Below are 12,404 nucleotides of genomic sequence, written 5' to 3'. Positions count from 1 at the left end.
TTACTGTGTTGTAGAGGTGTTTTTACTTGAAAATAATCGTCACCGGTGGAGCAGGATTTATTGGTTCCCACCTATCAAGCAGGTTGATAAAAGAAGGGCACCAAGTGCTAATCATTGATGAATTACACCCGTATTACTCCGTTGAAAGGAAAAAGCGGCAGCTTGAAATGATCAAACGTGCCGGGAAATTTACCTTTTATCAGAAGAGCCTGATTCATCATGAAGGGGAAGTAAGGGACCTTTTTCATTTATTTAAGCCTGATAAGGTCATTCATCTTGCTGCCATTCCTGGAGTCCCCAACTCGATTGTGGTTCCGAATGAATATGTAGATTATGACATCAAGGCAACTATTAACGCTTTAAGACTTGCTGGTGAAACAGGTGCCAAGCAGTTTATATTCGCTTCGTCATCGTCCGTCTACGGTGACAAGCAAAACATCCCGTTAAAAGAAGAGATGGCTAATGGAAAGGTAGTTTCCCCGTATGCGGCGGCTAAGTACGGCGCAGAGGCGTTTTGTCATGCCTACTCGACCATTTATGATTATCAGGTATCTATTCTCCGCTTTTTTACGGTTTATGGCCCATGGGGACGTCCGGATATGGCGATCACGAAATTTATTAAACAGTTGATGGCTGACCAGGAAATTGTCGTATTTGGCAGCAGAACAGCCAGGGACTATACATATATTGATGATTGCGTTTCAGGGATCATTAGTGCGTTTCAGCAAAAGGATCAATACGCTATTTTTAATATCGGTTCAGGCAGTCCAATCCTGATTGAAGAGTTAATTGAGCAGCTGCGCGGTTTTTTTCCCGGAATGAGGGTCAAACATGCTGGATTTCGTCAGGGTGATGTTCATTCAACATGGGCAGATATTTCGAAGGCTAAGGGCGAGCTTGGCTTTTACCCGTCTATGTCATTTACGGATGGACTAAGCAGAACAATTGAATGGGCAAAGGCGCATGCAAAAGAGTTTTAAATACATAGCAGGGGTCATTCTTTTTGGCATCTTTATTTATTTGTCCATCCGCTATTTTCATTTTGGAGAATTTTTAAAAGAAACGAAACGGTTCTTTTGGGAGAGCCCCTATCTGATTATTGGGGTGACGATTTGCTATAGTTTATCGTTTATACTCAGGGCTGAAGCCTGGAAATTGTATTTTGGGAATAGAGTCAAATTTTATAGTTGCCTCGAGGGAGTGCTCTTAAGCCTATTCGTTAACCATATTACCCCCATCAAGCTTGGCGATGTCGTGAGGATAGGCGTTTTGTCTTTAAGAGAAAAACAGGTGAGTCCGGGGGAATCCCTTCAATCTGTGGTCATACTTCGGTTTATCGATATGGCCATGCTCTTGTTCTTTTCTTTTATTGGCTTGATTGTTTTTGCAAAGGCGTTTGTTTTCCGGTATTCAATTTTGGTAATTGTAATTTTAGCGATTGCTTGTCTGGTAGGAGGTATCATGTTGTGGAGGTTTCTTCCCACATTTGTTCACAGGCAAATTCAATTAGTTAAAACCAATTTATCAGGAAGGAATGCCTTGCTTATTTTTCTTATGATTGCCGTGAGTTGGGCATTAGAAGGGGCTGTCATATGGGGCGTTACTGCTTCCATGGGCAGTGGTCTTTCGATTTATAAGGCTATTTGGGTTAACTCGATTACCGTTGGCGGACAAATTTTTCAAATTACACCTGGTGGCATCTCAACATATGAATCTGTCATGACGGCAGCTTTAACGACATTTCATTTTTCAGTTAAAGACGGCTATATGGCGGCCATTGTCAGTCACAGCTATAAATTTGTCTTTTCTTATTTAGCTGGAATGCTTCTGCTCCTCCATTCCCCTGTCTCAAAAATTAATCAAATTAAAGAAATCCTAGCAAGGAGAGGATTATAAGAATGAAAAAAGCATCATCTTTTGAAAAAGCAGCAGCAAGATGCTGGAATCTTTTAAACGAAGGGAAGCCCTTTACACCGATCTTTACAGTTGGGACAATGGCGATTTACTCGGTTACAAACCTCGGAAATTCCGGCTTTCTAGCCGATTTTTTGCTAGGCTTGTTAGCCATTTTGCCGTTGCTAGTGATTTATTACGTTTTTGATTTCCCGTTATTTTTAAGAAATTATTTATGGATTCCGCTAGTTGCCTATCTTATTATTTGGAACAACGTGAATCTAGGATTACTGTTTACGGCAGTAGGATTATATTTCTTCTTTACCGTCTTTTTTTGGGGCACCTTTTATTATCATTTACGAATTGGTACCTCGTGGCTTAATTTTACCCGCTTTTGGAAGCTAGTCTTGAAAAACAGCGATTCTACCAGTGGCAATGCTCAGGAACAGCTGCCAAAGTTTCTTTTGTTATTATCACTATGGAATTTTTCGCTTTCGGAACATATATGGGCAGGGGCTGAAATCGGACAGCTTATCCTGTTTTATGTAGGAGTCCTTCTATTTTCATGGATTCTTCACAAAAATCTTTTTGATTGGAAACCAAAGGTTATTCCAACCTACACCTCTAATGTTGTGGCAACCACAAGGGCAATCAATCAAAAAGTTATTGTGATGGTCATTGACGGGATGAGAAAGGAAAGGTTTGAGGAGGCGAATACGCCGTTTCTTGATTTTTTAAGGAAAAATGGAACAGAGTATGCCCGGATGGAAACGGTCTACCCTGCTCGAACCGTTGTTTGTTTTTCTTCTATGTTTACCGGAACCTATCCATTTGAACATGGGATTAAATCAAATATGGTGTGGAAGCTGGGAATTAAGGTTGAAAGTGTTTTTGATAGTTTAAGAAAGGTTAGTAAAAAGGGATCTCTTTTGGCAGTGGCCCATCTGGTTGATTCGTTTGGCAGTGATGTTGATACCTTCACGGCGGTCATGCATAACGATGTTGTCGATCGAAAAATTATCGAGAGGGCAAAGTTGATTATGGAGGAAAAAAATCCCGATTTGCAAATAGTTCAGTTGATCAGTACCGACCAAACCGGCCACAGCCGGGGAGTATTATACGACGAATATATTCAAAAGATTGAGGAAGCCGATGCGCTAGTCAAAGAGTATTTTGATTGGCTGAAGGAAAAAGGAATGCTGGAAAATTACACGTTCATCGTTTGTGCGGATCATGGCCAGGCGGATGGCATTGGCGGTCACGGTCACCTCGATGAAGGTGAACGGTTCGTACCATTTTTCATGTACGGTCAGGCGATTGAGAGTGGCAAGGTTGTCGAAGAAAAGCATAGTCTTGTTTCCCTTGCTTCAACCATTTCCTATTTATTAGGGGCGCCGTTTCCAAATAAAGCCCGTGGGCCAGTATTAAACGAAGCAATTAGGAAGGAAGTATTAATAAATGATGCAGCAAAAGGTGATCGTATTTCTTCCAGCTCATAATGAGGAAGAGTCAATCGCGGAGGTTATTAAAAAGATACCTAGAGATTTTAATCCACGTGTGCAAGTAGAAGTTTTAGTTGTCAATGACGGCTCCAGTGATCAAACGGTTGAACAATCTCTAAGGGCTGGAGCAGATCATATCTATACATTTGAAAAGAATCAAGGATTAGGGGCAGCTGTTCGAAAAGGATTGGAGCTTTGTGTAGAGAAAAAGGCGGATATCGGTGTCATGATTGATGCGGATAATGAGTATCCTGCTGAGCAGATTCCTGAATTAATTGAGCCTATCCTAACTGGAACGAGTGACTATGTTATGGGGTCACGGTTCATGGGAACAATTAAGGGGATGAAGTGGAACCGGAGACTCGGAAATTATTGTTTTACGCTACTTCAAGCACTCTTACTTCGGAAATGGATCTATGATGGTCAATCCGGTATGCGGGCTTTCTCTAGACAGGCAATGAGGGAGGCTGAAATCATTCATGATTATAACTATGCCCAAGTGCTTACATTAAATTTAATAAGAAAAGGATTTCGAATGAAAGAAATTCCTATTCATTATCAGGTTCGAAAAGCAGGAGAATCATTTATTAAGTTTAGGGCCTATATGACCTCAGTCCTGCCGGCCATTATCAAAGAGATGACAAGGCCTGTTAGAAAGAGAAGGGTTTATCTTGAACAAGACAGCGTTTTTCCGTTAATGAATAATAAGAAGGATTAATAAGTATTATAATTATGTTATTTATGTGAATTTCTAATTTATCGGATTGACAGCGAGGATGATAATCATTATCATTATCAGTGGAGGAGGAAATTTTTTAATGAAGAAATTTTCAGTATTGTTTTTCATTACTTTTTTTATCATAAATGCCCTTTCCATTCACGGGGTGGAGGCTTATTCCTACGGTGACCCCAACGAAGAGAAAGTTGCTGAAGTTTACAAAGAAATGCTCGTAAAGCTTGATGAGAATCCTCCAAATTTTACAGCTGCAAAAAAGTCTTATGAATCTGTTCAAGAAGAAATTGATATGCACATGGGGCCTGAGCCCTCAAAACTTATTCTGAAAAACTTGGCTGATGAAGATAAACAGGCGCTAACCGATAATATGGAAAAGCTTCTTGTCTTAAATATCGCGAGACGCCTTGATAGTATTGAAAATAATTTTTCAGAATATGAGACTACGAAAAGACTCCTTGCTAAAGGATTTGCTACATACGAAGCATTGTCACCAAAGGTTGAAGCTGAGCATCCGGAAAACAATAAGAAAATCCGAGCGGATTTTGATGAGGCACTTCAAGCATTGGGGAACCCTGGTTTGTTTGGCGTAGGGAAAAAGGAAGCTAGTCTAGATTCCTTTAAGCAAAATAAAGATGAGATTTTGGATACTTTAAAAACAGAATTTAAAATAAAAAGCCTTGATGTAGGACATTTTTCAGAGAGTGCGACAGAATCTAATGCCGGCGGAAAAAAGGATTGGACAGATGTTTCGAATATTCGAAATTGGATTCCGCTGATCTTAATTGCTGCAGTGATTATTGCAGTTGTCATATTTGTTGTCCGAAGAAGAAGGAAATAAAAACGAAAAGACACCTTTGGAGAGAGGAGAGGCGGCTGTGGAAATTCAAGCGCTGCTGATTACATTTCGGGAAGTTTTAGAGGCATTGCTCATTGTCGGGATTATTACGACCTATTTAAAAAGAGTGAACCAAAAGCAATACACCAAATATGTCTGGTTGGGAGCAGGCCTTGCCGTCCTGGCGAGCTTTGGGGCGGCCATGTTATTCCAGGTCGTGTTTACTGGATTTGCGGCAATGGGAAGCGAGATGTATCTGAAAATAGGGATTATGCTTGTTTCAACCGTCCTCCTCACGCAAATGGTGTTTTGGATGGCCAGTCATGCCCGTGATTTAAAAGGGAACATGGAAGGAAAAATGAGTAAGTTTATTACCACCGGCAACGTTGTTGGCATGGTCATTCATTCCTTTCTTGTCGTCCTTCGTGAAGGAATTGAAACGGTATTTTTCTTTGCTGCTATTACCGGCGGTAACATAGGCGCTGCCATGCAGGGCTGGGGTGCAATAACCGGGGGGATCATCGCCGCTGTCGTCTCATATTTCTTCTTTAAAGGGACAATGAGAATTCCATTAAGCACTTTCTTTAAACTAACTGGCGCATTTATTATTTTAATTTCCGCAGGCTTATTGGTACAGGCGATTTCGATGATGCAGGATTTAAACATTATCGGCAGTGTCATTCCACATGTTTATGACCTTACCTGGTTTTTACCTGAGCATCCGATTGATTATAGCCATTATCTTCGGGATCATGGTACTGCGCCGCTCCTTTCAGGGGATATTGGCATCTTTTTAAAGGCATTATTCGGCTATTCATCGATGCCTTCGATTGAAGAGGTACTTGCCTATATTGGTTATTTTGTAGCTATTTTATTGCTTACTTCCTCTAAAAATACTCCGGTAAAAGCAAAAAAGGAAGAAGCGGCCAAATCAGCCAAGCTGCTTAAACCACAGGCAAAATAGTTCAGCGAAACTAAAAAGTACAAGGCGGAAGCCTTGTACTTTTTCTCTTACCAAAAGAGGTGATTATATGAAGTTAGCAGGATTCAATCGTGGATTACTAATTGCGATAAGCATGGTTACAATCATAATTGTGATTGCCTCCCAGCTTTATTTTTTAAATCCATTCGCCTCAACATGGGATCAGGTGGATTTTTCCCTGGCGGTTAATCGTTTTGATTTAATGGCTATGCAGCCTCATTTTCCTGGGTATCCCTTCTTTATATTGGGTGGAAAAATCCTTTATCCTTTTTTAGGAAATCCAGCAGAGGCCCTGACCATGTTTAATATTCTGGCTTATGCAAGCTCGCTTTTTCCGATTTATCGATTATTTCGAAAATTTTTACCTAACCACTTTTCATGGCTGGCAACGGCCATCATTTTTTCGCAATCCTATATTGTGATCATGGTCAATCAGCCGATGTCAGAAGGTACGGCGCTCGCTGTATTTTGGTGGTTTGTTTGGAGTCTTTCATTAGCTATGGAAAGACACAACTCCTCCCTTATTTTATTGCCATTAGGCATTTTAAGTATCATGCTGGGTACCCGTCTTTCCTATCTGCCGTTTGCATTGGGCATCTTGTTATTATTTTTTTGGAAATGGAAAAATGGGCTACTAACCGTAAAAGAGGCAGGTTATTATGCTCTCTTTGGGCTTGTCTTTCAGGCCTGCTGGGTTGTCGCTCTAATCATCTCAGAGGGAAGTCTGACAGGTTTTATTAAGCTTTCTTTAGCCTTTACAAGTGGACATTTTACAGATTGGGGCGGAGCAGTCGAAACATCTGAGATTAGTTTTTTGAAGAGATCATCGATATTTTTATGGGATAATATTCTTTGGACAGGTATTGCCGCAAAAGAGTACATAATTGCTGTTATTTATCTTTGCTTGTTTATCATGTTGGGAGTTAGCAAGGGAACCCAAATAGGGCATGAAGCAAGAAAGCCTTTGGTAAATTTAATTTATCTGTTGTTTTTCAGTTATTTTTTATGGGCACTGTTGGCACAAAATATTGAAAAGCCAAGGCATATCCTCCCGCTTGCGGTTCTGCTTATTTTCTATCTTTGTTTTCAGCTTTTCGCAAACAGGATTCCCTGGTTCATCACTGTTTTAGCCGTTATTTTGCTAGGATTTCAAACAGTAAAAAGTGTTGAGTTATTAAAAACGGAAGCGGCTGAACTGCCTGCCGTTTATCAAATGAATGCGTATATTGAAAAAATGAATGAACCGGTTATTCTTTACACATGGGAGGAAACACGGGTATTGCAATATTTACATGCACCGTACACCCACAAAAGGATTAACACGTACCAATTATTTCAAATGGAAACAAAATATTATCAAGGAAGAACGGTGCTGCTGACGGACAAAGTAGTAAAAGGGTTTGTTTCGCAGGGGGGTTCGGTTAAGGGGAAAATAAAAAAGCTAAAGAGCTTCAAATCTCGAGAGCTTTATGACCCAGTTTATAATGAAATAACCTTATATAAATGGATCGACCATTAATTGTTGTAAGAGAAAGGACTTAGGCATTGAATAAAATTACGATCGCAGGAACAGGATATGCTGGACTAGTCACAGGGGTTTGTTTAGCGGAGATTGGTCATTCGGTGATTTGTGTTGATAAAGAATCGCCTAAAGTTGAAATCCTCAAAAAAGGAATATCAACGATTTATGAACCTGGCTTGGAAGAGATGCTAAAGAGAAATTTAGAGGCGGGCAGGATTTCATTTACGGCAAGTTCTTCGGAGGGATATAAGGATGCGGAAATAATCATCATTACTGTGGGAACGCCGAAAACAATAGATGGATTGTTGGATTTACAATATATTAACCAAGTCTCAATCGAAATCGGCCAATCCATTGTTCGTCCAGATGTCATTATCGTAACGAAAAGTACAGTACCTGCTGGAACTAGTGAAAAGATTAAGGGATGGATTAAGTCAAATCTATCGCAACAGCTCAATTTTCACATGGCGGCAAACCCTGAATTTCTGCGCCAAGGTTCAGCTATTTACGATATGTTTCATGGGGACAGGATCATTATTGGTTCGGAAAGTGAATATGCTTTAAATTGCTTAGAGGATTTATATAAGCCATTTGGCATTCCGATTATGAAAACAGATACAAGCAGTGCAGAACTAATTAAGGTTGCTGCAAATGCATTTTTGGCCTTGAAAATTAGTTATGTGAACGTCTTGTCCAATTACTGCGAACAAATCGGAGGAAATATTGAAGATGTTGCAGCAGGAATGGGGATGGACAATCGGATTGGCCTGTCGTTTTTAAATGCCGGCATCGGTTTTGGCGGCTCATGCCTTCCGAAAGATACCGAGGCACTTGTTAATATGGCCAAAAAGGCAGGAGAGCCAAACAAACTGCTGGAGGAAGCATTACATATAAATCGAAGGCAGGAATTACGACTATTTCAAAAGGCAAAGACCAGATTTTCTAATTTAAAAGGGAAGAGAGTAGCGATATTAGGTATTGCCTATAAACCCGATACAGATGATGTCCGTGAGAGTGCTGCAATCAAGCTGGCAAGACAGTTGGTGCAGGATGAGGCCTCAGTCATTGCCTTTGATCCTGTGTCAATAGAGAATGCCAAAGTGGAATTAGGGGAGCTCATCTCCTATACAAATTCACTAAATGAGGCACTTAAGGGGGCTGAGTTGGCGTTGATCGTGACAGATTGGGAGGAAATTAAAACGATTAACTTAAATACCTTTTCTGAACTCATGAAACAGCCGGTTGTTTTTGATGGAAGAAATTGCTTTCAGCTTGATATCGTTGAAAAATATCCAATCGAATATCACTCAATTGGCAGACCCAGTATATTTGGAAAAATGAAAAAGGAAATCCCGTAAGTAAATGGGATTTCCTTTTTGTAAGCAAGCGTGATTATTTTGAAGAAAGTTCCTTTTCTAATGCGGTTTCAACAGGTACATAAGCATATCCCAAATCGTGGGCAACTGCTTCGTAAGTGATTTCTCCGTTTGCCACGTTTACGCCAAGTTTCAATGCTGGGTTTTCCGAAATCGCTTTACAAACCCCATTATCAGCAATTTTTAGTGCATAAGGAACCGTTACATTTGTTAAGGCAATTGTAGAGGTTCTAGGAACCGCACCTGGCATATTGGCAACAGAGTAGTGAATAACTCCATGCTTCTCAAAGGTTGGGTTATCATGGGTGGTTACGTGATCAATTGTTTCTACGATACCGCCTTGGTCAATTGCCACATCAACAATAACTGCCCCCGGTTTCATTGCTTTCACCATTTCTTCTTTAACAAGCCTAGGCGCTTTAGCACCAGGAATTAACACTGCCCCAATTAACAGATCAGCTTCAGCAACCGCTTCAGCAATATTATATGGATTGGACATTAAAGTTTTAATTTGATTACCAAAAATATCATCAAGCTGGCGCAGCCGGTCAGCACTTAGGTCAATAATCGTTACGTCAGCACCTAAGCCGATGGCCATTTTAGCCGCATTTGTTCCTACAACACCGCCGCCAATGATAGTTACTTTTCCGCGGTTCACTCCCGGTACACCAGCAAGCAGAATCCCTTGACCGCCGTTATTTTTTTGCAGGAATGCGGCCCCGATTTGTGCAGCCATTCGGCCTGCCACTTCACTCATCGGCGTTAGCAATGGAAGTGTATTGTTTACTGATACGGTTTCATAGGCAATAGCAATGACGCCTTTATCTTTTAATGCCTGTGCTAATGCAGGCTCAGCAGCAAGGTGTAGATAAGTAAATAAAATCAGCCCTTGTCTGAAGTATTGATACTCACTGGCGAGCGGCTCTTTGACTTTCATAACCATATCCGCTTTTATCCAGACCTGTTCGGCGCTATTAATAATTTCGGCGCCGGCTTTTTCGTATGATTCATTATTGAAACCGCTTCCAATTCCGGCGTCCTTTTCGATTAAAACCGTGTGGCCGGCATTAATAAATGAAATAACACCTGCTGGAGTAAGTGCTACTCGATTTTCATTATTCTTTATTTCTTTAGGTACCCCGATAATCATATTGTTAATTCCTCCCTAATCTTCAATCAAAAATCCTATGGATAAAGTATAAAAGGTTTAAGGAAGAATTTCTTTGTCAGGAAAGAAAAATAATTATTTAACTTTTTGGGGATTTTCACAAAAAGTTTTGTTTAAATCCCCTTATATTTATTAAGCTTTAAATCAATGTAGAGCATCATTTTTTGATTAGGGTCTTTAAAATTAATGTCGCCAATTTCTGAAATTCGTTTAAGTCGATAGGCCAAAGTGTTGGCGTGGACATTCAAATCCTTCGCTGCATCGTTTATATTGTCATCAAAGTTCAAGAAACTTTCCAACGTTTCAAGAAGATTGCTGTTATGTTTTTGATCATATTCGTGAAGCTTTTTTAAGGAATAGTTTTCGTATTCTTCATTTCTTCTTTTTTCTAAAAGCAAATCAAATAACTGATAAATCCCCAACTTTTGATAGTTAATGATGTTTTTTGTTTCCTTAGGGAATTTGCTTTTTACCGTTAATACAGCATTTGCCTCGTCGTAAGCTTTGCTGATTTTTGAATAATCCTCATAAATGCCGCTGCAGGCGGGGGTAATCTCTTTAATTCCGAATCGGTCATCCAATTTGGCGGCAAACATTTTCGCAAAATAATCTAGTTCTGGGATCGGGTTATCAAAATAATCGGCTGCGGCCAGTAAGATTAGCTGGTTACAATCAATGGCATAAAGCAAAATTTTGACCCGCTGAGTCGTCTTTAATAAATAGGAAATAGCCTGCTCTTCTTTGTTAGTAATGTTATGCGGCAGTTTGTAAACCTGCACGGCAAAGAATTTAGCGGGAGTTATTTGCAAAGAATGGAAGTGCTCCATTATTTCCCTCGGGGAGTTCAAATGCCGGGTTAACAGTTTCCAAAAGAATTCCTGGGTACGCTCTTCCTTTTTATTTTTTCTGGTCTGAAGCTGCAGCAGTTTGTTTTTGACTGCGTCTGCAGCATTTTTTAATAAGGTAAAATCATCGTTTGTTAATGACCGATCGATTTCCAGTGCCCAAATGAATCCTAATACCTCATCCTGCTTCCAGATCGAAATCGCGACCCGATGACCCAGTCCGATATCCTCCATGCTTTTTACCCGAATCGGTTCCTTGGTTTTAAGAAGGGCAGGAATCGTTCCTTCTTTCCATAATTGATTAATAACTTTTTCAGGTACTCGGCGGCCAATGATGGTGGAAATTCTAGCCGGATCCGTTCGCTCGTCATGGGTGCTATAGGCAAGCAGACGATGGTTCGCATCTTCAATTGTAATCGGGCATTTAAGCACCTGGCTAATCATGTCGGCAAATTCATCTAAACTATCAAAAGCGGCCTTAAAAGGGTCATATCGATTACCTTCCAATTTGTTGACCTCCATTTATGTAGGAAAACTTTTCTGTTATATAATGCTCTTTGTTTTATTTTACAAAATTACAAGATAAGGTTGAATGATTTATTTTTTCGCATACTAAAATTATATGCGTAAAGGAGGTATGTACAATGAGGAAACTGACAATGTTATTTGCCGCAGCTCTTTGTTTATTGATTTTCCCAAATTCACTTGGCTTGGCGATGACTGAAAAAAGTCCGCTTGAAAGCCTGTATGAGCAGAATACCATGTCAGTACTTTGGTTTCAAAAGTCTGGTGAGGCAAAGGCATTATATTATCAAGGGTACTACCTTGGCAGACTAAGACTGGATGAAATTCTTTCCAAGAAGGAAAAAGGGAATGGGTTAAAACCAGCGATTGTGCTTGATATTGACGAAACTGTCCTGGATAACAGTCCATATCATGCCTGGATGGTTCAGACCGGAAAAGGAGACCCAATTGATTGGAGTGATTGGTTTAACAGGGCGGAAGCAAAACCGCTGCCAGGTGCCCTGGATTTCCTGAAGTATGCCGAATCAAGGGAAGTGGAGATCTTCTATATTTCTAACCGCAAGGAAGCACAAAAGGAAGCAACAATCAAAAATTTACAAATGGTCGGCGCTCCGAAAGCGGATGCGAAGCATGTTTTATTACAGCAGGAGAAAGAAATCGGCAAGGAAATACGGCGGGAACAGGTGGCGAAAGATTACGATATTGTCTTGTTATTTGGAGATAATCTCGGGGATTTTAAAGGGTTTGATCAATTATCTGCTGTAGATAGGATAAAGTCAGTTGACAGAATAAATGCTGAGTTCGGCAGCAAGTTTATCGTCTTTCCGAATCCAATGTATGGGGATTGGGAAGGGGCCATTTACGATTATGATTTAAAGAAGACTCCTGCAGAATATATGAAAATAAGAAAAGACAACCTTCAAAGCTTTGAACCATAATTTTCATTTAAAAAGCGCTGCAGAAAAAAGTCCGCAGCGCTTTTTATTGAAATTTTAGAAGGACTATCAGAATAAATGCAGG

At 40.2% G+C, this 12,404-nt stretch carries 11 protein-coding genes; 9 read left to right on the top strand and 2 right to left on the bottom strand.

Annotation, left to right across the window (positions count from 1 at the left end):
* The first annotated feature begins 26 nt into the window (after nucleotides 1–26).
* The 8 genes from KHA99_RS07365 to KHA99_RS07330 all read left to right on the top strand — a co-directional run bounded on the left by KHA99_RS07365 (nucleotide 27) and on the right by KHA99_RS07330 (nucleotide 8,828).
* Nucleotides 27–980 carry an NAD-dependent epimerase/dehydratase family protein gene (locus tag KHA99_RS07365; RefSeq protein ID WP_213116740.1) on the top strand — a complete coding sequence of 318 codons (954 nt, stop codon included), beginning with the start codon at nucleotides 27–29 and terminating at the stop codon, nucleotides 978–980.
* The gene (locus tag KHA99_RS07360; protein ID WP_213116739.1) at nucleotides 964–1,896 is read left to right on the top strand and encodes a lysylphosphatidylglycerol synthase transmembrane domain-containing protein; all 933 of its coding nucleotides are present in this window, start codon (nucleotides 964–966) and stop codon (nucleotides 1,894–1,896) included. The genes KHA99_RS07365 and KHA99_RS07360 overlap by 17 nt, the downstream gene beginning before the upstream one ends.
* Nucleotides 1,897–1,898: 2 nt before the next feature.
* Nucleotides 1,899–3,392 (top strand): alkaline phosphatase family protein, encoded by a 1,494-nt coding sequence (locus KHA99_RS07355; RefSeq protein ID WP_213116738.1) that lies wholly within the window; start codon nucleotides 1,899–1,901, stop codon nucleotides 3,390–3,392.
* Entirely contained in the window at nucleotides 3,352–4,113 is a 762-nt protein-coding gene (locus KHA99_RS07350) for a glycosyltransferase family 2 protein (RefSeq protein WP_213116737.1), read from the top strand. Before KHA99_RS07355 ends, KHA99_RS07350 begins: the two co-directional genes overlap by 41 nt.
* 100 nt (nucleotides 4,114–4,213) lie before the next feature.
* Nucleotides 4,214–4,969: a hypothetical protein gene (locus KHA99_RS07345; protein WP_213116736.1), complete on the top strand. Its 756-nt coding sequence runs from the start codon at nucleotides 4,214–4,216 to the stop codon at nucleotides 4,967–4,969.
* 37 nt (nucleotides 4,970–5,006) lie between these two features.
* Nucleotides 5,007–5,930, top strand: a complete 924-nt coding sequence (locus KHA99_RS07340) for an FTR1 family iron permease (protein ID WP_213116735.1) — start codon at nucleotides 5,007–5,009, stop codon at nucleotides 5,928–5,930.
* A gap of 67 nt (nucleotides 5,931–5,997) precedes the next feature.
* Nucleotides 5,998–7,467: a hypothetical protein gene (locus KHA99_RS07335; RefSeq protein ID WP_213116734.1), complete on the top strand. Its 1,470-nt coding sequence runs from the start codon at nucleotides 5,998–6,000 to the stop codon at nucleotides 7,465–7,467.
* 26 nt (nucleotides 7,468–7,493) lie between these two features.
* Nucleotides 7,494–8,828 (top strand): UDP-glucose dehydrogenase family protein, encoded by a 1,335-nt coding sequence (locus tag KHA99_RS07330; protein ID WP_213116733.1) that lies wholly within the window; start codon nucleotides 7,494–7,496, stop codon nucleotides 8,826–8,828.
* Nucleotides 8,829–8,862: 34 nt separating this feature from the next.
* On the opposite strand, the gene ald is transcribed toward KHA99_RS07330, so the two are convergent.
* Complete coding sequence (gene ald / locus KHA99_RS07325) at nucleotides 8,863–9,996, bottom strand: alanine dehydrogenase (protein ID WP_213116732.1); 1,134 nt, start codon at nucleotides 9,994–9,996, stop codon at nucleotides 8,863–8,865.
* Nucleotides 9,997–10,127: 131 nt separating this feature from the next.
* Nucleotides 10,128–11,303, bottom strand: coding sequence for a PucR family transcriptional regulator (locus KHA99_RS07320; protein WP_249366555.1), 1,176 nt, complete (start codon nucleotides 11,301–11,303; stop codon nucleotides 10,128–10,130).
* A 200-nt stretch (nucleotides 11,304–11,503) separates the two neighbouring features.
* Here KHA99_RS07320 and KHA99_RS07315 point away from each other — a divergent pair, with 200 nt between their 5' ends.
* Complete coding sequence (locus tag KHA99_RS07315) at nucleotides 11,504–12,322, top strand: 5'-nucleotidase, lipoprotein e(P4) family (protein ID WP_213116730.1); 819 nt, start codon at nucleotides 11,504–11,506, stop codon at nucleotides 12,320–12,322.
* The last annotated feature ends 82 nt before the right edge of the window (nucleotides 12,323–12,404 follow it).

It is taken from the genome of Neobacillus rhizophilus, from assembly GCF_018343535.1.
GTDB classification, from domain to species: domain Bacteria; phylum Bacillota; class Bacilli; order Bacillales; family Cytobacillaceae; genus Neobacillus; species Neobacillus rhizophilus.
The sequence above is the reverse complement of the archived record's forward strand: the minus strand, read 5'-3'. Positions and strand labels throughout refer to the sequence as shown.

Coding starts and splice junctions, on each gene's coding strand:
- KHA99_RS07360 (WP_213116739.1), top strand. CDS start 964: ATGCAAAAGAGTTTTAAATACATAGCAGGGGTCATTCTTTTTGGCATC.
- KHA99_RS07355 (WP_213116738.1), top strand. CDS start 1,899: ATGAAAAAAGCATCATCTTTTGAAAAAGCAGCAGCAAGATGCTGGAAT.
- KHA99_RS07350 (WP_213116737.1), top strand. CDS start 3,352: ATGATGCAGCAAAAGGTGATCGTATTTCTTCCAGCTCATAATGAGGAA.
- KHA99_RS07345 (WP_213116736.1), top strand. CDS start 4,214: ATGAAGAAATTTTCAGTATTGTTTTTCATTACTTTTTTTATCATAAAT.
- KHA99_RS07335 (WP_213116734.1), top strand. CDS start 5,998: ATGAAGTTAGCAGGATTCAATCGTGGATTACTAATTGCGATAAGCATG.
- ald (WP_213116732.1), bottom strand. CDS start 9,996: ATGATTATCGGGGTACCTAAAGAAATAAAGAATAATGAAAATCGAGTA.
- KHA99_RS07320 (WP_249366555.1), bottom strand. CDS start 11,303: ATGATTAGCCAGGTGCTTAAATGCCCGATTACAATTGAAGATGCGAAC.
- KHA99_RS07315 (WP_213116730.1), top strand. CDS start 11,504: ATGAGGAAACTGACAATGTTATTTGCCGCAGCTCTTTGTTTATTGATT.